Below are 18,797 nucleotides of genomic sequence, written 5' to 3'. Positions count from 1 at the left end.
GGAACCCCCATGACTGAAATCTTCGGCATACCGATACAGGCCTTCCTGGGCCAGCTGTTGCTGGGCCTGGTGAACGGCTCTTTCTATGCCATCCTCAGCCTGGGCCTGGCTGTGATCTTCGGCCTGCTGGGCATCGTCAATTTCGCCCACGGCGCGTTGTACATGGTCGGCGCCTACGTGGCCTGGATCGCGCTGGACCAGTTCGGCATCAACTACTGGGTCGCGCTGGTGCTGGCGCCGCTGGTGGTGGGGCTGCTTGGCGTGCTCATAGAGCGCGCCTTCCTGCGCCACTTGTACAAGCTGGACCCGTTGTACGGCCTGTTGCTGACCTTCGGCCTGGCGCAGATCGCCGAAGGGCTGTTCCGCTGGAAATTTGATGTCTCGGGCCAGTCCTACGCGGTGCCCGAGCTGCTGCAGGGCGCCACCAACCTGGGCTTCATGGTGCTGCCCAACTACCGCGCCTGGGTGGTGGTGGCTTCGCTGACGATCTGCCTGGCCACCTGGTTCACGATCGAGAAAACCACGCTGGGCGCCAAGCTGCGCGCCGGCACCGAGAACCCGCGCCTGGTGCAGGCCTTCGGCATCAATGTGCCCATGATGGTCACGCTGACCTATGCTGGCGGCGCCGCGTTGGCGGCCATCGCCGGCGTGCTGGCCGCGCCGGTGATCCAGGTGACGCCGCTGATGGGCTCCAACCTGATCATCGTGGTGTTTGCCGTGGTGGTGATTGGCGGCATGGGCTCCATCCTGGGCTCCATCCTCACCGGTGTGCTGCTGGGCCTGGTGGAGGGGCTGACCAAGGTGTTCTACCCCGAGGCGTCCAACATCGTGGTGTTCGTCATCATGGTGATCGTGCTGATGGTGCGCCCGGCCGGCCTGTTCGGCAAGGAGAAATGATTTGACCACCCCGTCTTCCGTACCTTCCACGCAGCGTGCCGGGCACATCGCCTGGGCGGTGGTCCTGCTGCTGCTGCTGCTGGCGCCCTTTGTGGGCATGTACCCGGTGTTCCTGATGAACGCCTTGTGCTTTGCCATCTTCGCCTGTGCCTTCAACCTGTTGCTGGGGTATACCGGGCTGCTGTCCTTCGGCCACGCCGCGTTCATGGGCTCGGCCGCCTATGCCACCGGTTGGCTGGTGCGCAGCGCGGGCTGGCCGCCCGAGCTGGGCGTGTTGGCCGGCACCGTGGTGGCGGCTGTGATGGGGCTGCTGGTGGGCCTGGTGGCGATACGTCGCGAGGGCATCTACTTCGCCATGGTGACGTTGGCAATGGCGCAGATGATCTACTTCATCTGCCTGCAGGCCCCCTTCACCGGCGGTGAGGATGGCATGCAAGGCGTGCCGCGCGGCAAGCTGTTCGGCGTGCTGCCCATGGACAACGACCTGGTGATGTACTTCATCGTGTTGGCAGTGTTCGTGGCGGTGTTCCTGGGCATCATGCGCATCGTGCACTCGCCGTATGGCCAGGTGCTCAAGGCCATCCGCGAGAACGAGCCGCGCGCCATTTCGCTGGGCTACGACGTGAACCGCTACAAGCTGCTGGCCTTCGTGCTGTCCACGGCCATCGCCGGCCTGGCCGGCTCACTGAAGGCCATGGTGCTGGGTTTTGCCACGCTGTCGGACGTGCACTGGTCGCTGTCTGGCGAGGTCATCCTGATGACGCTGCTGGGCGGCCTGGGCACCTTCGCCGGCCCGGTGGTCGGTGCCTTCACCATCATCGGCCTGCAGAACTTCCTGGCTGACCGCGTGGGCTCCTGGGTCACCGTCATCATCGGCGCCATTTTCGTCGTCTGCGTGCTGGTGTTTCGCCGCGGCTTTATCGGCGAGTTGCTGGCCTGGCGGCAAAAGCGCCATACTGGCTGAGTAGGCTATTGCCCGTGCAGCCGGCCCAGCTGGCTGCACGGTTCTACACTGCGGCCCATGCAAGCTGCTGACGTGTTGGATGGGTTGTGGCGCCTGGGTGGTATGCCGCCCATTGCCTTGTCGGAAATCACATTGACCGGGGTTGACCCGGTGCTGCCTTCCTCCTTTGCTGTCGGCACCGCCGCACAGACCAGCATTGCCGCCGCTGCGCTGGCAGCCTGCGAACTGGGCCACGCGCGCGGCCAGTCGCGCCAACAGGTGGCGGTGGACATGCGCGAGGCCTCGCTGGAATGCTCCGCCTGGTTTAGCCTGGACGGCCAGGTGCCCGATGTGTGGGACAAGTTCTCCGGCCTGTACGCCTGTGCCGACGGCTGGGTGCGCGTGCACGCCAATTTTGCCCACCACCGTGACGGTGCGCTCAAGCTGATGGGGCTGGACCCGGCCACCGCCACGCGCGAGCAGGCGCAAGAGGTGATGAAATCCTGGCGCGCCCAGGACTTCGAGCAGGCCGCCGCCGAGCGCGGCCTGGTGGTGGCCGCACTGCGCAGTTTCGCCGAGTGGGACGCCCACCCGCAGTCCCAGGCGGTGGCGGCCCAGCCGCTGCTGTGCTTCGAGCGCCTGGGTGATGCACCGCCCATGTCGCTGCCGGCATTGGCGGCCGACCAACGCCCGTTGAGCGGTCTGCGCGTGCTGGATTTGACCCGCATCCTGGCCGGCCCGGTGGCCGGCCGCACGCTGGCCGCCTACGGGGCGGACGTGATGCTGGTCAATGGCCCGCACCTGCCCAACATCGCCTCCATCGCCGACACCAGCCGGGGCAAGCTGTCAGCGTTGGTGGATTTGCGCGAACCTGCCCAGCAGGCGCAGTTTGACCGCCTGGTGGCCGGTGCCCAAGTGTTGGTGCAGGGCTACCGCCCCGGTGGGCTGGCGGCGCTGGGCTACGGGCCGCAGGCGCTGGCTGAAAAACACCCCGGCATCGTGGTGGTGTCGCTGTCGGCCTATGGCTCGCAGGGGCCGTGGGCTGGCCGGCGGGGCTTTGACTCGCTGGTGCAGACTGCCACAGGCTTCAACCACGCGGAAGCCGAGGCTGCAAGCGCCCCCTTGCCCAAGGCCATGCCCATGCAGATCCTGGACTACGCCACCGGCTTCCTGATGGCCTACGCCGCCAGCGCCGCCTTGTTGCGCCAGCAGCGCGAGGGCGGCAGCTGGTTGGTGGAACTGTCGCTGGCGCGCACCGCGCACTGGCTGCGCGGCCTGGGCCGGGTGCCGGGAGGCCTGGCCGCCAAGGCGCCGTCGCACGACGACTGCCTGGAAAGCGCCGACAGCGGTTACGGCAAGCTGGTGGCGCTGCGCCACAGCGCCCGGCTGGCGCGCACACCGGCCGGTCATGTGCGCCCGTCCATGCCGCCGGGCAGCCACCCGCCGGTGTGGCCGGCCTGACCCACTTGGCTGCAGCTTGACACGGCGTTTACCGAAGCTACACGGTTGGCGCGTAAGGTGTGGCCCATGAAGAAGACCACTTTTATCCAATGCCTGATCGTTGTGACGCTGACCGTGCTGGGCACGCAAGCCTGCTGGGCCCAGATGGGCGGTGGCGGCATGGGGGGAGGGGGCATGGGCGGCGGCGGCATGGGTGGTGGCCGGCGCGGCCACGACAGCAACCCCCGTGACGCCAAGCCCAAGGACGCCGCGCCCGCCGAAACACGGCTGGAGCAGGTCAATGACCGGCTGGCCGAGCTGAAAAATCGCCTGGGCCTGGCGCCTGAGCAGCAGCCGCAGTTCGACCGGCTGGAAACCAAGGTGATGGCCTATTTCCTGGACTTTTCGCGCCCGCAACCCGCCGTCAGCGCGCAGCAGACCGCCGTGCAGTTTGTGCAACAGCGCCTCACCGTGGTGCAGAACCGCTACACGCTGATGGAAGACATCGTCGACGCCGTGCAGACGCTGTACAAGGGCTTGACGCCAGCGCAACAGAAAATTGCTGACCAGCTGTTGCCGGGCACGATACCGCAGGGCGACCTGCGCCCGCTGGACGGCCCGCGCCCCGGCGACGGCGGCGACGCCGGCCGCAAACGCCAGCCCTGAGCGGGGCGATCGGCGCCGGAATTTGGCGCAAAGGCAACGCCGCCTGATCTTCATCGGTTTTGAGTAGTGCCTGCGCGCGCGAATGGGTTAAAAACCGGCTGCTCTGCGGGTAAGATACCGCGGATAACAAGGAGCGCCCCATGTCCCGGTCATTGAAGTTGCTGATATCCGCCTACGCGCTTGTCTTCGTGCTGACCGGCGTGATGCTGCTGCTGATCAACAACGCCGACGACAGCTCGCCGCTGTGGCTGACCCTGCTGGCGCGCAACCATGGCCTGGTGTTTGTCTGGCACCTGTGCTGCTGGATGGTCACCGGCATGCTGGCCAACTACTACTGGGACCTGGTCAACCAGGGCAAATCGGCATCCAGCATGCAGATGGAGCGCGTGGCGCTGCCGCTGCTGGTCTCGCCCATCGTGTTCTACCCCACCTACATGCTGTGGCTCTCAAGCAGCTCGCAGAGCTACGTGCTGTTCGAGGTCATCGCGTTCCAGAACGGTTTCTTCTGGCAGGCGCTGTTTGCCAAGGCCCGGCCCATGGAAACCTCGCATGGCATCCCCTGGACGGTGAAGAGCGCCAATGGCTCCTTGCTGGCCAGCACCAACCCCAACCCGGCCACCAGCGTGGAGTCGTCCGGCAAGTAAACGGCCAGCCGGCGCTGCGCTACACTACGCGTCGCACCAAGCGGGTGTAGTTCAATGGTAGAACGGCAGCTTCCCAAGCTTCATACGAGGGTTCGATTCCCTTCACCCGCTCCATTTCTTGCGCCTCTGGTCTTGAGCCTGTTGGCGCTTTGCGGCAGCAGCGCGCTGGCCGCAGACCCCGCACCCGCCACGGATCCGGCGCCTGCCCAGGCGCATGAACTGTTCGGCGCTGGCTTCCTCGATTTCAAACGCAACAGCGGCAAGGTCGTGGGCGTGTACGTGTTCAACGAGCGGCCGGCGAAGCTGGTGGACAGCATCCCGGGTGGCGCTGTCACCCACGTGCTGTATGCCTTCCTGCACATTTGCGGGCCGGGCACGCTGCCGAAGAACGCGGCCAATTGCGCCGGCAAGCAGGACTTCCAACTGGCCACCGGGCCGCTGGATGCCGAGTTCAACGACGCCTTTGCCCGCCTGAAGCAGCGTGCGCCGCACGTCAAGGTGCTCGCCTCGGTGGGCGGCTGGGGTGGCTCCGACCCGTTCTTCCACCTGGCCAACGACGCGGCGCGGCGCGCGGTGTTCGCCGCCTCGGCGGCGGAGTTCCTGCGTGCCTACCCGGCGTTCGATGGCATCGACATCGACTGGGAACACCCTACCAGCAACGGCTCGGCCAACGGCGTGGCGCTGGGCGCGCCGCAGGACGGCCAGGGCTATGCCGACCTGATGACGGCGCTGCGCCAGGCGCTGGACGCCCAGGGCACGGCAGGCTCGCGCAGCTACCTGCTGACCTCGGCCATCAACACCACGCGCGGCCTGGTGGACAAGATCAACTACCGCGACGCCGCCAAGTTACTGGACCTGGTGTTCCTGATGAGCTACGACTTCTACGGCCCCTGGTCCACCACCATAGGCCACCACAGCACGCTGAACAGCAGCAGCCCGGAGGCGGATGACAGTCTGGCTGGTGCCGTGCGCAACCTGACGGCGGCCGGCGTGCCAGTGGCGAAGTTGGTCGGCGGTGTGGCCATGTACGGGCGCGGCTTCACCGGCGTGGCGGCACCTACGATGGGGCAGGGCGTCACCGGCGCGGCCAAGCAGGGCAGCTTCCCCGAGCCCGAGGGCGCCGCGCTGTACCGAGACATCGCCGCCAAGGACCTGGATGCCAAGGGCCGGGGCAAGGGCGGTTACCGGGTGATGTACGACCAGCGCACGGCCGGCTGGTTTTTGTACGACGCCAAGACCCAGCGTTACATCGGCTACGACGACCCGCGCGCCGTCATCGCCAAAGGCCAGTACGCGCGCCAGCAAGGGCTGGCCGGCCTGTTCGCCTGGGAGCTGTCGCAGGACAACGGCGACCTGCTGAACGCCATGAACGCGGGCCTGGGCAACCAGGCTCTTGGAACGGGCAAGGCGGCGAAGGCGCGCTGAGCTTCTACGCTGAGTTTGTTTGCGGGATCAGGCCGCCACGGCACTCCGCTTTCGGCATTTTAGATGTCAGCACGCCACGACCCCGATGTCGCTGGGGCGCGTGACGCAGCGAAATCAAGGGGGAGGCCCGCAGGGCCGGAGGACATTCGCGGAGTCACGCGCACCAGCGGCGTCGGCAGCAAGCGAACGAGGCAACGCGGCACTGTTACTTCTGGATATCGCCCAGACACAGGTACTTGATCTCGATGTAGTCGTCCATGCCGTGGTGCGAGCCCTCGCGCCCCAGGCCGGACTGCTTGACGCCGCCGAAGGGCACGTGCTCGGTGGCGAGTATCCCCACGTTGATGCCCACCATGCCGTACTCCAGCGCCTCTGCCACGCGGTAGATGCGGCCGACGTCTCGGCTGTAGAAGTAGCTGGCCAGGCCAAACTCGGTGTTGTTGGCGGCGTCAATCGCCTCCTGCTCGGTCTTAAAGCGGAACACCGGTGCGAAGGGGCCGAAGGTTTCCTCCTTGGCGCACAGCATGTCGCCGGTGGCATCGGCCACCAGCGTGGGCTCGAAGAACTGGCCGTCCAGCTTGTGGCCACCGGTCAGCAGCCTGCCCCCCTTGGCCAGCGCGTCGGCCACATGGCGGCTGACCTTGTCCACCGCCGCCGGCTCGATCAGCGGGCCCTGCGTCACGCCGTCCTCAAAGCCGTTGCCGACCTTCAGCGTCTTCACCTTGGCGGCGAACTTGGCGACGAAGGCGTCGTAAATGCCGTCCTGCACATAAAAGCGGTTGGCGCAGACGCAGGTCTGGCCGGCGTTGCGGTACTTGCTGGCGATGGCGCCTTCCACGGCCGAATCCACATCGGCGTCGTCGAACACGATGAAGGGTGCGTTGCCGCCCAGCTCCAGGGACAGCTTCTTCACTGTCGGTGCGCTTTGTGCCATCAGGATGCGGCCAACCTCGGTGGAGCCGGTGAAGCTCAGGTGGCGCACCACGTCGCTGGCACAGATCACCTTGCCGACCGCAATCGAATTGGCGCTGTCGGCGGTCAGCAGGTTCAGCACGCCTGGCGGGATGCCGGCACGCAAGGCCAGCTCGGCAGCGGCCAGCGCAGTCAGCGGCGTCAGCTCGGCCGGTTTGATCACCACCGTGCAGCCGGCCGCCAGGGCAGGGGCCACCTTGCGGGTGATCATGGCCAGTGGGAAGTTCCACGGCGTGATGGCCGCGCACACACCGATGGGTTGCTTCAGCACCATCAGGCGGCGGTTGTTGTCGAACTGCGGTAGCGTCTCGCCGTTGACGCGCTTGGCTTCTTCGGCAAACCATTCGACGAAGCTGGCGCCATAGGCCACCTCGCCCTTGGCCTCGGCAAAAGGCTTGCCCTGCTCGGCGGTCATGATGCGGCCCAGATCCTCCTGGTTGACCATCAGCAGGTCGTACCACTTGCGCATGAGGTTGCTGCGCTCCTTGGCGGTCTTGCCGCGCCACAGCGGCCAGGCGGCATTGGCGGCGGCAATGGCCTCATTGGCCTCTTGTGGGCCCAGGTTGGCCACATCGGCCAGTTTCAGACCGTTGGACGGATCGTTGACGTCAAAACGGCTGTTGCCCTTGACCCACTGGCCGTTGATCAGGCCGTCGGTCTTCAGCAGGCTGGGGTCCTTCAGCAGGGCGAGGGGGGAGGTCTTCATGTCCATGGGGCGGGCCTTGTTGCAGCAGTGATCGGGGGAAAGGCGATCTTAGCGTGGCATGGCGAGGCCAGTGTCACGCCGGGCGCAGGCCCTGGCGGCGGCATGGATGTGGGGCTGGCGGGCGTACTGTCGCGCCGTGAGGGCATGGCTTGATCAGCCAAAGCTGGCGGGGTGGCCCTCTTATAATCAAAAGTTCAGCCAAATCAAGCAGTTACCGCCTTAAAAGCGTCTTTCGCCCCAACATGACCACGCCCAACATCTCCGTTGCCGACATCCGCAAGACCTTTCTGGACTTTTTTGCCGCGAAAGGCCACACCGTGGTGCCCAGCAGCTCGCTGGTGCCGGCGAACGACCCGACGCTGATGTTCGCCAACTCGGGCATGGTGCAGTTCAAGGACGTGTTCCTGGGCACCGACAAGCGCTCCTACGTGCGCGCCACCTCGGTGCAGGCCTGCCTGCGCGCTGGCGGCAAGCACAACGACCTGGAGAACGTGGGCTACACCGCGCGCCACCACACCTTCTTTGAGATGCTGGGCAACTGGAGCTTTGGCGACTACTTCAAGCGCGAGTCGCTGAGCTGGGCCTGGGAGCTGCTGACGCAGGTCTACAAGCTGCCGGCGGACAAGCTGTGGGCGACGGTGTACCAGGAGGACGACGAGGCCTACGACATCTGGACCAAGGTGATCGGGCTTCCCCCGGAACGTGTTGTCCGCATCGGCGACAACAAGGGCGCCCGCTACGCTTCCGACAATTTCTGGATGATGGCCGACACCGGCCCCTGCGGCCCCTGCTCGGAAATCTTCTTTGACCACGGCCCGGACGTGGCCGGCGGCCCGCCTGGCTCGCCGGACGCCGATGGCGACCGCTACATCGAAATCTGGAACAACGTGTTCATGCAGTTCGACATGCAGCCCGACGGCTCGGTCAAGCCCTTGCCGGCGCCCTGCGTGGACACCGGCATGGGCCTGGAGCGCCTAGCCGCCGTGCTGCAGCACGTGCACAGCAACTACGAGATTGACCTGTTCGACACGCTGGTCAAGGCGGCTTCGCGCGAAACCGGCGAGAAGGATCTGGCGAACAAGAGCCTGCGCGTGATTGCCGATCACATCCGCGCCACCTCCTTCCTGGTCAGCGATGGCGTGATCCCCGGCAACGAAGGGCGCGGCTACGTGCAGCGCCGCATCATCCGCCGCGCCATACGCCACGGCTACAAGCTGGGCAAGAAGACGCCGTTCTTCCATAAGCTGGTGAAGGACCTGGTGGGCCTGATGGGCACCGCCTACCCCAACCTGGCCGCGAATGAGCAGCGCATCACCGACGTGCTGAAGGCTGAGGAAGAACGCTTCTTCGAAACGCTGGAAATGGGCATGGAGATTCTGGACGCCGCGCTGGCCGGTGGCGTGAAGGTGCTGCCGGGTGATGTGGCCTTCAAGCTGCACGACACCTATGGCTTCCCGTTGGACCTGTCGGCCGACGTGTGCCGCGAGCGCGGCTTGAGCGTGGACGAGGCCGGCTTCAACGTCGCCATGGACAAGCAAAAGGCGCAAGCCCGCGCGGCAGGCAAGTTCAAGATGGACCGCGCGCTGGAATACACCGGCGCCGGCAATGCCTTCGTCGGCTACGACAGCCTGCGCCAGGACGCCAAGGTGTTGGCGCTGTACGCCGAAGGCGTGGCGGTGAACGAGCTGAAGGCCGGCCAGTCCGGCGTGGTGGTGTTGGACAGCACACCGTTTTACGCCGAGAGCGGTGGCCAGGTGGGCGACCAGGGCGTCATCCGCACGTCCGCCGCGCAGTTTGATGTGGAAGACACGCTGAAGATCAAGGCCGATGTGTTCGGCCACCACGGCGTGGTGAAGAACGGCGCGCTGAAGCTGGGCGACGCCGTGCAGGCGCAGGTGGACACCGGTGTGCGCGCCGCCACCATGCGCAACCACAGCGTGACCCATTTGATGCACAAGGCCTTGCGCGAAGTGCTGGGGGGCCACGTACAGCAAAAGGGCAGCCTGGTGAATGCCGATGCCACGCGCTTCGACTTTGCGCACAACGCGCCGGTGACGGAAAGCCAGATCGCCGAGATCGAAAAGCGTGTCAACGCCGAAATCTTGGCCAACGCGCCCACGCAGGCGCGCGTGATGGATATCGACAGCGCGCAGAAGACCGGCGCGGTGATGCTGTTTGGCGAGAAGTACGGCGACACCGTGCGCGTGCTGGACATCGGCTCCAGCCGCGAGCTGTGCGGCGGCACGCACGTGGGCCATACGGGCGACATCGGCCTGTTCAAGATCACCTCCGAAGGCGGCGTGGCTGCCGGCGTGCGCCGCATCGAGGCGGTGACGGGCAACAACGCGCTGAGCTACCTGCAGAGCCTGGAGAACACTGTGGCGCAAGTCGCTGGTGCGCTGAAGACGTCGCCGGCCGACATCAACAACCGTATCCACCACGTGCTGGAGCAGGTGCGGGCGCTGGAGAAGGAAGTGGCCGCGCTGAAGGGCAAGCTGGCCTCCAGCCAGGGCGACGAGCTGGTGACGCAAGCGATCGACATCAAGGGCGTGAAGCTGCTGGCCGCCAAGCTGGACGGCGCCGACGCCAAGACGCTGCGCGAGACCATGGACAAGCTGAAGGACAAGCTGAAAACCGCCGTGATCGTGCTGGCCGTGGTCGATGGCGACAAGGTGCAGTTGGCGGCAGGTGTGACCTCCGACACCACGGGCAAGGTCAAGGCCGGTGAACTGGTCAACTTCCTGGCCCAGCAAGTGGGCGGCAAGGGCGGCGGCAAGCCGGACATGGCGATGGCGGGTGGCACCCAGCCGGGCAATGTGGCCGGTGCCTTGGCCAGCGTACAGGGCTGGGTCGCCGAGCGCCTTTGACGATCCGCTCGGGCTGAGCCAGCCGAAAGCCTCCGCGAATCAGTCGCGGGGGCTTTTTCTTTCTGGCTGCCGATGCCCCAGCGACATCGGACTCGTTGGCGTGCGCAACGCTGGCACGCCTATGCCGAAAAGCTATCGAGGGGCAAGAGCGAGCGCGACGTCTCGAAGCGCCGTGGCTCTCTGGTGACCGGATCGGTGAACGCTATTGATCGTGCCAACAATTGCAGCGGTCGCGTCGTATCCTCGGTGCCTAACTGCTCGCGGCTCTGTTGCACCTCAGGGTAGTACAGATCATTGACGATGGGCAGGCCCAGTGCGGCCATGTGCACGCGCAACTGGTGCGTCTTGCCGGTGATCGGCGTCAAGCGGTAGCGGCCCATGCCGTGGGCGGCCCGCAGCAGCGCCACCTGGGTCTCGCTGTTGGGTGGACCATCGGTTTCGCGTTGGCGGAAGAAATGCTCCTCGTCTTCCACGATGCGGCTGCGCCGCGTCAGCGGGAAAGCCAGGTTGGCTTGTAATGGCGCGATGGTCTCGTAGGTTTTGTCCACGGCGCGTTCGCGCAGCAGTGCCTGGTACGTATTGCGCTCCTCCGGCCGCTTGCCAAACAGCACCACGCCGGCGGTTTCGCGGTCCAGGCGGTGCAGGGGGGTCAGGGTGTCGCAGCCCAGTTCTTTCTTCAGCCGTACCAGCAGCGTCTGATGCAGAAAGCGGCCAGATGGCGTGACGGGTAAAAAGTGCGGCTTGTCCACGGCCAGCAGGTGCTCGTCCTCAAACAGGATGCTGTGCGTGAACGGGATTTCCGGCTCGTCCTGCAGCGTGCGGTAGTAAAACAGCTTGCTGTGTGGCCGGTAGGCTTGTCCGGGTGTGATGGGCTGCCCTTGCTCGTCTACGACGTGCTGGCGGGCCATGCGTGCCAGCCAATCCGCTTCGGTGATGCCGGGGAAGTGTTGCACCAGGAAGGCCAGCATGTGGGGCCAGTGGCCCGGCGGCAGGGCGACGGTGCTGGGGCCCACGCCGTCCAGCGTGGGCAGCGCCAACACTGGGGCGTCGCCCGGGCGAGTCACACGCGGCGGAACACCACGTCCCACACGCCGTGCCCCAGTTTCAGGCCGCGGTTTTCGAATTTGGTCAGCGGCCGGTAGTCGGGCTTGGGGGCGTAGCCGGCCAGTGGGTCGTCGGCTGGGGGCGTCACGGTGTTTTTCAGCGCCGGCTCCTGGCTCAACACGTCCAGTATCTGCTCGGCGTAGGGTTCCCAGTCGGTGGCGCAGTGGATGTAGCCGCCGGGTTTCACCCGCGCCACCAGCTTGGCCACCAGCGGCGGCTGGATCAGGCGGCGCTTGTTGTGGCGGGTCTTGTGCCAGGGGTCCGGGAAGAAGATGTGCACACCGTCCAGGCTGGCCGGGGCCAGCATGTGGTCCAGCACCTCCACGGCGTCGTGGGCGACGATGCGGATGTTGCTCAGCTCCTGCTCGCCAATGCGCTTGAGCAGCGCGCCGACGCCGGGTTCATGCACTTCGCAGCAGAGGAAATTGCTCTCGGGCAGCACACTGGCGATGTGCGCGGTGGCCTCGCCCATGCCGAAGCCGATTTCCAGGATGGTGGGCGCCTCGCGGCCAAACAGGGCGGGCAGGTCCAGCAGTTCGGTGCGGTAGGGCACCAGGAAACGCGGGCCCAGGTCGTCCAGCGCCTTGGCCTGGCCAATGGTGGTGCGGCCGGCGCGGCGCACGAAACTCTTGACGGTGCGCAGGAACGGGACCGGGGGGGTAGGGGGGGCATCCGCCTTGTGTTGTTCGGGGGAGGCGCTCACGGGCGGGGTCAGCATGGTGTCGATCACTGGCGTAATTTTAGCTGTACGGGATGACGGTTTGGCGAAAGCCCCTGCACGCTGCTACACCCAGCGCTGCGCCCACTGGTGCACGCTGCGCGCCAGCCAGTCGGCCAGGGTGGTGGTGGCGGTGTCGGCAGGCAAATCCAGCACGCTGGCGGCCTGGCGCAGAGCGGCCAGCGGGTCGGCAGTGTCCAGTGCGCGGGCGCCATTTTGCTTGGACAGTTTCTCGCCGTTGTCGCCCAGCACCAGCGGCAGGTGCAGGTAGCGTGGCGTGGGCAGGCCCAACGCCTGTTGCAGCAGGATTTGCCGTGCCGTGTTGTCGGCCAGGTCTTCGCCACGCACCACGTCGGTCACGCCTTGCAGCGCGTCGTCCACCACCACGGCCAGCTGGTAGGCATACAGGCCATCGGCGCGTTTCAGCACGAAGTCGCCGACCTGGGTAGTGACATCTTGCTGTTGCGGGCCCAGACGCCGGTCTTGCCAATGGGTGGCGCCTGCATCTGGCAGGTGGTACCGCCAGGCACGCGCCGTGCGGCCTTGCAGGCCTTTGCGGCAGGTGCCGGGGTAGACCAGCTCGGTGTTGCGCCCGCGTGGGCGGCCCAGTGTGGCCAGCGCTTCCTCAATGTCCTTGCGCGAGCAGGCGCAACCATAGGCCTGCCGGCGCTTCAGCAATTGCGCCAGGGCTTGCTCATACAGGGCGCTGCGTTGTGATTGCCACACCACCGGTGCGTCGCTGTGCAGGCCACAGTCAGCCAATTGGCGCAGGATCACCTCGGCCGCGCCGGGTACGCAGCGCGGTGTGTCCACGTCTTCCATGCGCACCAGCCACCGGCCGCCGTGGGCGCGGGCATCCAGCCAGCTGGCCAATGCTGCCACCAGCGAGCCCGCGTGCAGCGGGCCGGTAGGGGAAGGAGCGAAACGGCCGACGTAGGCCATGCGGACAACCCGCTCAGAGCATCGCCAGCGCCAGTTCCAGGCCGGAGACAAAGGCGTTTTCCACCCGGTGCCCCAGGCACCAGTCGCCGCACAGGCCCAGGCCACTGCCGGCGTGCCACAGGTGGCTCTGGCCCAGCGGCTTGGTGGTTTGCGCATAGCGCCAGCGGTGCGTCACGGCCTGCGCCGGCTCTGCGCGTATGCCGGTGATCTCTGAGAAGGCCTTGTGCAGCTTGGCCTGCACGCGCAGCGGGCTGTCGTCCAGGTGCTCGGCCGACCAGGCGGCGCTGGCCTGCACGGTCCAGCGCTCGACCGGATCGCGCCCGGGCTTGGATGCCTCGCGCGCCAGCCAGGCGATGCGGTGGTGGTTGCTGCGCGCCGCGTTCCATTGCGGCCCCAGTGAGGACAGGCCCGGCTGCATGGCCTGCGGAAAAGCCAGCATCAGCGTCCAGCAAGGGGCCACCTCCACACCGGCCGCCGCCTTGGCCAGCGCGGCGGGCGCCCCTGGGGTGGCCCGCAGCAGTTCCGCCGCCTGGGCCGGTGGCAACGCCAGCACCACGGCGTCCAAGCCGGAGAACACGCGTTGTGTCTGCAACGGGCCGGCGGTGCGCAATTGCCAGTGCCGCGCGTCCAGCGCGTCGGGCTCCAGCGCGGTGACGCTGGTTTCCAGTTCCACCTCGTGGGCGATGGCCAGCGGCAGCGCCCAGCGGCTGACCAGCGCGCTCATGCCCGGCGTGGGCACCCAGTGCGGTTCGCGCGCCGGCAGGCCGGCGGCGGCCACCCGGCCTGCCGCGTCCAGCACGCGCACGGTGTTGGCGCTCCAGGGCTTGCACAGGCCGGGCGCGGTGGCCAGGGCCTGGGCAAAGCGCGGGTCGCGCACGGTGAAGTACTGGGCACCGTGGTCGAAACCACCGAAATTGCTGTTGCGCGTGGCCATGCGGCCGCCCACGCCTTCGCTTTTCTCAAAGACCGTGACCCGATGGCCGGCCTGCATCAACGTGCGCGCGCAGGCAATGCCCGCCATGCCCGCACCCACCACCGCGATGTGTCTGGCTTCAGTGCTCAAATGCGTCTCCAGGCTTGTCTGTCTGTCATGTGCACACTGTACACGGGTCTGCGGGCGGCTCACTGCGGGCTGCGATGTTCTTCCAGCAAGGCCCTGCGCGTGGCCGGGCTTTCCAACTGCTTGAGCCACCATTGCAAGGCGCGCCCTGGCTTGTTGGTGGTGCCGGCACGCCAGGCGTAGCTGATTTTCACCTGCCGCACCGGGCGATCGGTGCGCTTGACCACCAGGTGGCCGTTCTCCACATAGGGTTGCACCATGGCCTCGGGCAGGAAGCCGCCGCCCAGTCCGCGCAGCTGCGCATCCAGCTTGGCGTGCATGGTGGCCACGGTGAACACGTTCTGGCCGCTCAGCAGGCCCACCGTCATGGCGGTGCCGCGTTGCGTGGAGTCGGCCACCGCCACCGCGCGGTGGCTGACGATCTGCTCGTCGCTCAGCGGCTCGGGGGCGCCGGCCAATGGGTGGTGCGGCGCCACCACGTAGACAAAGGTCATGTGGCCCAGTGGCTTGCCTTGCACGCCAGCGCTGCTGGCGGTGTCCAGCGCCACGCCCAGCGCCAGGTCGGCCTGGCCCGAGGTCAGCGCCTCCAGCGTGCCCGACAGTGCCTCGACGCGCAGGCGTATGCGGGTGGGCGGGTCCTGGCTGAAGAAGCTGTCGCACAGCTCCATCACCGTGTTGAGGGAGATCACGGTGTCGATGGCCAGGGTCAGCTGCGACTCCCAGCCGGTGGCCACACGTTTGACACGGTTGGCCACGGCGTCAATCTCGCGCAGCAGCCGCCCACCTTCGCGCAACAGCTCGGCGCCGGCCTCGGTCAGGCGCGCCTGGCGCGAGCTGCGGTCGTACAGCAGGACGTCCAGCGCGTCCTCGATCTGGCGCACCCGGTAGGTCAGCGCGCTGGGCACCAGGTTGAGCTGGCGGGCGGCGGCGGCAAAGCTGCCGGCCTCGGCGATGACTTGCAGCATCTGCAAGGCGTCAGGCGTTAAGACATCTCTGGTTGTTTGCATATACGACCTGGTTATATTCAAATTAATTGAATGATGCCATCAAAGCCGCAGCATCGCAAATGGGCTGCCGACGCCTAAAGTTCATCCCATCGCAGACACGTTGTCTGCCAACGATGGAAAGGAGTTCAACATGCTGACACTGCGCAAATCCGGGGAGCGTGGCTACGCCGACCACGGCTGGCTGAAGTCGTTTCACAGCTTTTCCTTCGCCGGTTACTTTGACCCGAAGCACATGGGTTGGGGCAACCTGCGGGTCATCAACGAGGACCGCATCACCCCCGGCTCGGGCTTTGGCACCCATGGCCACCGCGACATGGAGATCATCAGCTACGTGCTGTCCGGCAACCTGGCGCACAAGGACACGCTGGGCAACGTCAAGGGCATCCCGCCCGGCGACGTGCAGCGCATGAGCGCCGGCACTGGCGTGCAGCACAGCGAGTTCAACCACGCGCCCCAGGACGTGACGCACTTCCTGCAGATCTGGATCGAGCCTTCTGAGAATGGCATCGCCCCCGGCTACGAGCAAAAAAGCTTTGCCGACGCTGAAAAGCGCGGTGCACTGCGCCTGGTGGCCTCGCCCGATGGCGCCAAGGGCTCCGTCACCGTGCATGCCGACGCCAGGCTGTACGCAGGCCTGTTTGATGGCGCCGAGGCGGCGCAGATCGCGCTGGACCCGGCACGCAAAGGCTATGTGCACCTGGTGCGCGGCGAACTGGACGTTAACGGCCAAAAGCTGGTTGGCGGTGACGCCGCACTGCTGCAAGCCGAGTCCCAGCTGACGCTGGCCAACGGCAAGGATGCCGAGGTGCTGGTGTTCGATCTGACCGCCTGAGGCCAGGCAAGGTTTTTTCTCGTTTTTTCAATTCAACTAGGAGTTTCACCATGTTTGCAAATCTGTCCAATCCGCTGACCCTGGTCGGCCGCCTGCTGCTGTCGCTGCTGTTCCTGCCCGCGGGCTTCAGCAAGCTGACCGGCTTTGCCGGCACCGCCGGCTACATCGCCTCCAAGGGCCTGCCCATGCCCGAGGTGGGCGCGGTCATCGCCATCGTGGTCGAGCTGCTGGGCTCGGCCGCGCTGATCCTGGGCTTTGGCACCCGCATTGCCGCTGTCGTGCTGGCGGTGTTCACACTGGGTGCCAGCGTGTTCTTCCACAACTACTGGGCCATGCCGGCTGACCAGGCCTTCGTCAACCAGCTGATGTTCTTCAAGAACATCGCCGTCATCGGTGGCCTGCTGGTGCTGGCCGCCCACGGTGCCGGCGCCTTCAGCGTCGATGCCAAGCGCGGCAAGGCCTGATCAACCGCAGCCCGACGCTGCCTGAAGTGAATCGGCCCGCCCGGCGGGCCTTTTCCTGTATTTGGAACTTTCGTTCTCTCCCTCTTTAGTTAGTTACCCTCTCGTTAGACCGCACTCAAGGATGCATGACATGACCAAGAAGATCGCCGTTGTTTTCCATTCCGGCTACGGCCACACACTGCGCGTGGCGCAATCGGTGGCCGAAGGCGCCAACGCCGAACTGGTGGCCATTGACGCCGAAGGCAATTTGCCGGCTGGCGGCTGGGAAACGCTGGCTGCGGCCGACGCCATCATCATGGGCTCGCCCACCTACATGGGCGGCCCGAGCTGGCAGTTCAAGAAATTTGCCGATGCCTCCAGCAAGCCCTGGTACAGCCGCAGCTGGAAGGACAAGCTGTTTGCCGGCTTCACCAACAGCGCCACCATCAATGGCGACAAACTGTCCACGCTGCAATACCTGGTCACGCTGGCCATGCAGCACGGCGCCGTCTGGGTCGGCACCGGAATGCTGCCCAGCAACAGCAAGGCAGCCCAGCGCAACGACTTGAATTACCTGGGCTCCTCGATAGGCGTGATGGCGCAGTCGCCCTCCGACGCTTCGCCGGCCGAGATGCTGCCGGGCGACCTGGAGACCGCGCGCCAATTCGGACAGCGCGTGCGCGAGACGGCGGAGCGCCTGGGCGCGCGCTGAGCCTGGTGCCTCGGTGAACAGGCTGATTTCGCCAAATTGGTGTTGATCGGCCCTTGGCGCTAGACTGGCGCCTTCTCAATCTCCCCACAGGAGGCAGCCATGATGAGTGTGGAACTGACGCGCGACCCAGCCCAGCCAATGGCGCAGCTGTTGCGCATACGCCATCACGAAATGTTGGTGGACGGCAGCGTGGGCGAGGGCGGCGGCGACGCCGGCCCCAGCCCGCATGACCTGTATGACGCCGCGTTGGGCGCCTGCAAGGCACTGACCGCGATGTGGTACGCGCACAAGAAGGGCTGGAAACTGGCCGACGTGCGCACCGAGGTGATGCGCGACGACTCCGCCGAGCGCGCCGGCACCTACAAGCTGGCCACCAACCTGTGGGTCACCGGCCACATCACCGACGAGCAGATCAAGGAAATGGAAGTCGCCATCAGCAAGTGCCCGGTGCACAAGCTGATGACGGTGGTGACCACCGAGATCAGCACGTCCGTGCAACGACACGTATGAACCCAGCATGAGCATAGACCTGGAACTGACGGGGCACGACAAAGATCTTGGCGGCGGCTTCATCGTGCGCCGTCTGCTGCCCTCAGCCAAGCGCCAGGGCGTGGGGCCGTTCATCTTCTTCGACCATTTCGGCCCCGTCACCGTGCACCCGCAGACCGATGGGCACGACGTGCGGCCGCACCCGCACATCGGCCTGGCCACCGTCACCTACCTGTTCGAGGGCGCCATCATGCACCGCGACAGCCTGGGTTCGGTGCAGCGCATCGAGGCTGGTGCCATCAACTGGATGACGGCCGGCAGCGGCATCGTGCATTCCGAGCGCCAGCCCGAAGACCTGAAGGGCAAGACCTACGTCAACCACGGCATCCAGCTGTGGGTGGCGCTGCCACTGGCGCTCGAGGAGACCGAGCCGCGCTTCGAGCACACGCCTTCCAGCCAGATCCCCAGCTTCCAGGTGCAGGATGCGCAGGTGCGCGTGCTGATCGGCCAGGCCTTTGACCACAGTTCGCCGGTGGGGGCGCATGCCAACACCACCTACCTGGATGTGGCCCTGCCCGCCGGTGGTGCCATGGACCTGCCGCCGCTGGCGCAGGAACTGGGGGTGTACGTGGTGTCGGGCGAGGTGCAGGTGGACGGCCAGCCCGTGGCCGCGCAGACGCTGGCGGTGTTGACGTCCGGCCAGGCGGTGCGCTTGCAGGCCGGCGCCCAACCCGCACAACTCATGGTGCTGGGGGGCGACCCGATGGACGGCCACCGCTTCATTTCGTGGAACTTCGTCTCCAGCAGCAAGGAGCGCATCCTGCAGGCCGGCGCCGACTGGGAGGCCCAGCGCATGGGCCAGGTGCCGGGCGAGACCGAGTTCATCCCGTTGCCGCCGCCGCGCCAGTAGATGTGCGCAGGGGTTCCCGC

18 protein-coding genes and 1 tRNA gene are annotated in these 18,797 nt (G+C 66.3%); 13 read left to right on the top strand and 6 right to left on the bottom strand.

What is annotated here, in order from left to right; genetic code table 11:
• The first annotated feature begins 9 nt into the window (after nucleotides 1-9).
• From AC1DX2_RS03695 to AC1DX2_RS03665, 7 genes are all read left to right on the top strand, one after another.
• Entirely contained in the window at nucleotides 10-897 is an 888-nt protein-coding gene (locus tag AC1DX2_RS03695; protein ID WP_477194931.1) for a branched-chain amino acid ABC transporter permease, read from the top strand.
• 1 nt (nucleotide 898) lies between these two features.
• Nucleotides 899-1,861 (top strand): branched-chain amino acid ABC transporter permease, encoded by a 963-nt coding sequence (locus AC1DX2_RS03690; protein WP_477194930.1) that lies wholly within the window; start codon nucleotides 899-901, stop codon nucleotides 1,859-1,861.
• 57 nt (nucleotides 1,862-1,918) lie between these two features.
• Nucleotides 1,919-3,301 carry a CoA transferase gene (locus tag AC1DX2_RS03685; RefSeq protein WP_477194929.1) on the top strand — a complete coding sequence of 461 codons (1,383 nt, stop codon included), beginning with the start codon at nucleotides 1,919-1,921 and terminating at the stop codon, nucleotides 3,299-3,301.
• A gap of 66 nt (nucleotides 3,302-3,367) precedes the next feature.
• Nucleotides 3,368-3,946 carry a Spy/CpxP family protein refolding chaperone gene (locus AC1DX2_RS03680; RefSeq protein ID WP_477194928.1) on the top strand — a complete coding sequence of 193 codons (579 nt, stop codon included), beginning with the start codon at nucleotides 3,368-3,370 and terminating at the stop codon, nucleotides 3,944-3,946.
• A gap of 140 nt (nucleotides 3,947-4,086) precedes the next feature.
• A complete protein-coding gene (locus AC1DX2_RS03675) occupies nucleotides 4,087-4,590 on the top strand; it encodes a hypothetical protein (protein WP_477194927.1) in 504 nt (167 codons plus the stop codon).
• 40 nt (nucleotides 4,591-4,630) lie between these two features.
• Nucleotides 4,631-4,704, top strand: a tRNA-Gly gene (locus AC1DX2_RS03670).
• Nucleotides 4,705-4,722: 18 nt separating this feature from the next.
• Nucleotides 4,723-6,015 (top strand): glycoside hydrolase family 18 protein, encoded by a 1,293-nt coding sequence (locus AC1DX2_RS03665; RefSeq protein ID WP_477194926.1) that lies wholly within the window; start codon nucleotides 4,723-4,725, stop codon nucleotides 6,013-6,015.
• 205 nt (nucleotides 6,016-6,220) lie between these two features.
• Here AC1DX2_RS03665 and AC1DX2_RS03660 read toward each other — a convergent pair whose 3' ends face one another.
• Nucleotides 6,221-7,699, bottom strand: a complete 1,479-nt coding sequence (locus AC1DX2_RS03660; RefSeq protein WP_477194925.1) for an NAD-dependent succinate-semialdehyde dehydrogenase — start codon at nucleotides 7,697-7,699, stop codon at nucleotides 6,221-6,223.
• 236 nt (nucleotides 7,700-7,935) lie between these two features.
• Between AC1DX2_RS03660 and alaS the strand changes: the two genes are divergently transcribed.
• Nucleotides 7,936-10,560, top strand: coding sequence for an alanine--tRNA ligase (gene alaS / locus AC1DX2_RS03655; RefSeq protein ID WP_477194924.1), 2,625 nt, complete (start codon nucleotides 7,936-7,938; stop codon nucleotides 10,558-10,560).
• 119 nt (nucleotides 10,561-10,679) lie between these two features.
• Here alaS and AC1DX2_RS03650 read toward each other — a convergent pair whose 3' ends face one another.
• The 5 genes from AC1DX2_RS03650 to AC1DX2_RS03630 all read right to left on the bottom strand — a co-directional run bounded on the left by AC1DX2_RS03650 (nucleotide 10,680) and on the right by AC1DX2_RS03630 (nucleotide 15,391).
• Entirely contained in the window at nucleotides 10,680-11,624 is a 945-nt protein-coding gene (locus AC1DX2_RS03650) for a pseudouridine synthase (protein WP_477194923.1), read from the bottom strand.
• On the bottom strand, nucleotides 11,621-12,382 hold the full coding sequence (trmB, locus tag AC1DX2_RS03645; RefSeq protein ID WP_477194922.1) for a tRNA (guanosine(46)-N7)-methyltransferase TrmB: 762 nt from the start codon (nucleotides 12,380-12,382) through the stop codon (nucleotides 11,621-11,623). The genes AC1DX2_RS03650 and trmB overlap by 4 nt, the downstream gene beginning before the upstream one ends.
• Before the next feature lie 66 nt (nucleotides 12,383-12,448).
• Nucleotides 12,449-13,324 carry a tRNA glutamyl-Q(34) synthetase GluQRS gene (gene gluQRS / locus AC1DX2_RS03640; RefSeq protein ID WP_477194921.1) on the bottom strand — a complete coding sequence of 292 codons (876 nt, stop codon included), beginning with the start codon at nucleotides 13,322-13,324 and terminating at the stop codon, nucleotides 12,449-12,451.
• Nucleotides 13,325-13,337: 13 nt separating this feature from the next.
• Nucleotides 13,338-14,345: an NAD(P)/FAD-dependent oxidoreductase gene (locus AC1DX2_RS03635; RefSeq protein ID WP_477195755.1), complete on the bottom strand. Its 1,008-nt coding sequence runs from the start codon at nucleotides 14,343-14,345 to the stop codon at nucleotides 13,338-13,340.
• 101 nt (nucleotides 14,346-14,446) lie between these two features.
• Entirely contained in the window at nucleotides 14,447-15,391 is a 945-nt protein-coding gene (locus AC1DX2_RS03630) for a LysR substrate-binding domain-containing protein (protein ID WP_477194920.1), read from the bottom strand.
• 130 nt (nucleotides 15,392-15,521) lie between these two features.
• Here AC1DX2_RS03630 and AC1DX2_RS03625 point away from each other — a divergent pair, with 130 nt between their 5' ends.
• The 5 genes from AC1DX2_RS03625 to AC1DX2_RS03605 all read left to right on the top strand — a co-directional run bounded on the left by AC1DX2_RS03625 (nucleotide 15,522) and on the right by AC1DX2_RS03605 (nucleotide 18,777).
• A complete protein-coding gene (locus tag AC1DX2_RS03625; protein ID WP_477194919.1) occupies nucleotides 15,522-16,223 on the top strand; it encodes a pirin family protein in 702 nt (233 codons plus the stop codon).
• A 50-nt stretch (nucleotides 16,224-16,273) separates the two neighbouring features.
• Entirely contained in the window at nucleotides 16,274-16,687 is a 414-nt protein-coding gene (locus AC1DX2_RS03620; protein WP_477194918.1) for a DoxX family protein, read from the top strand.
• Between the two features lie 130 nt (nucleotides 16,688-16,817).
• Nucleotides 16,818-17,378 carry a flavodoxin family protein gene (locus AC1DX2_RS03615; RefSeq protein ID WP_477194917.1) on the top strand — a complete coding sequence of 187 codons (561 nt, stop codon included), beginning with the start codon at nucleotides 16,818-16,820 and terminating at the stop codon, nucleotides 17,376-17,378.
• A 102-nt stretch (nucleotides 17,379-17,480) separates the two neighbouring features.
• A complete protein-coding gene (locus tag AC1DX2_RS03610) occupies nucleotides 17,481-17,888 on the top strand; it encodes an OsmC family protein (RefSeq protein WP_477195754.1) in 408 nt (135 codons plus the stop codon).
• Nucleotides 17,889-17,895: 7 nt separating this feature from the next.
• A complete protein-coding gene (locus AC1DX2_RS03605) occupies nucleotides 17,896-18,777 on the top strand; it encodes a pirin family protein (RefSeq protein ID WP_477194916.1) in 882 nt (293 codons plus the stop codon).
• Nucleotides 18,778-18,797: the final 20 nt, after the last annotated feature.

The organism is Hylemonella sp. P2_B10 (genome assembly GCF_056404875.1).
This window is presented reverse-complemented; position numbering and strand designations above follow the sequence as displayed.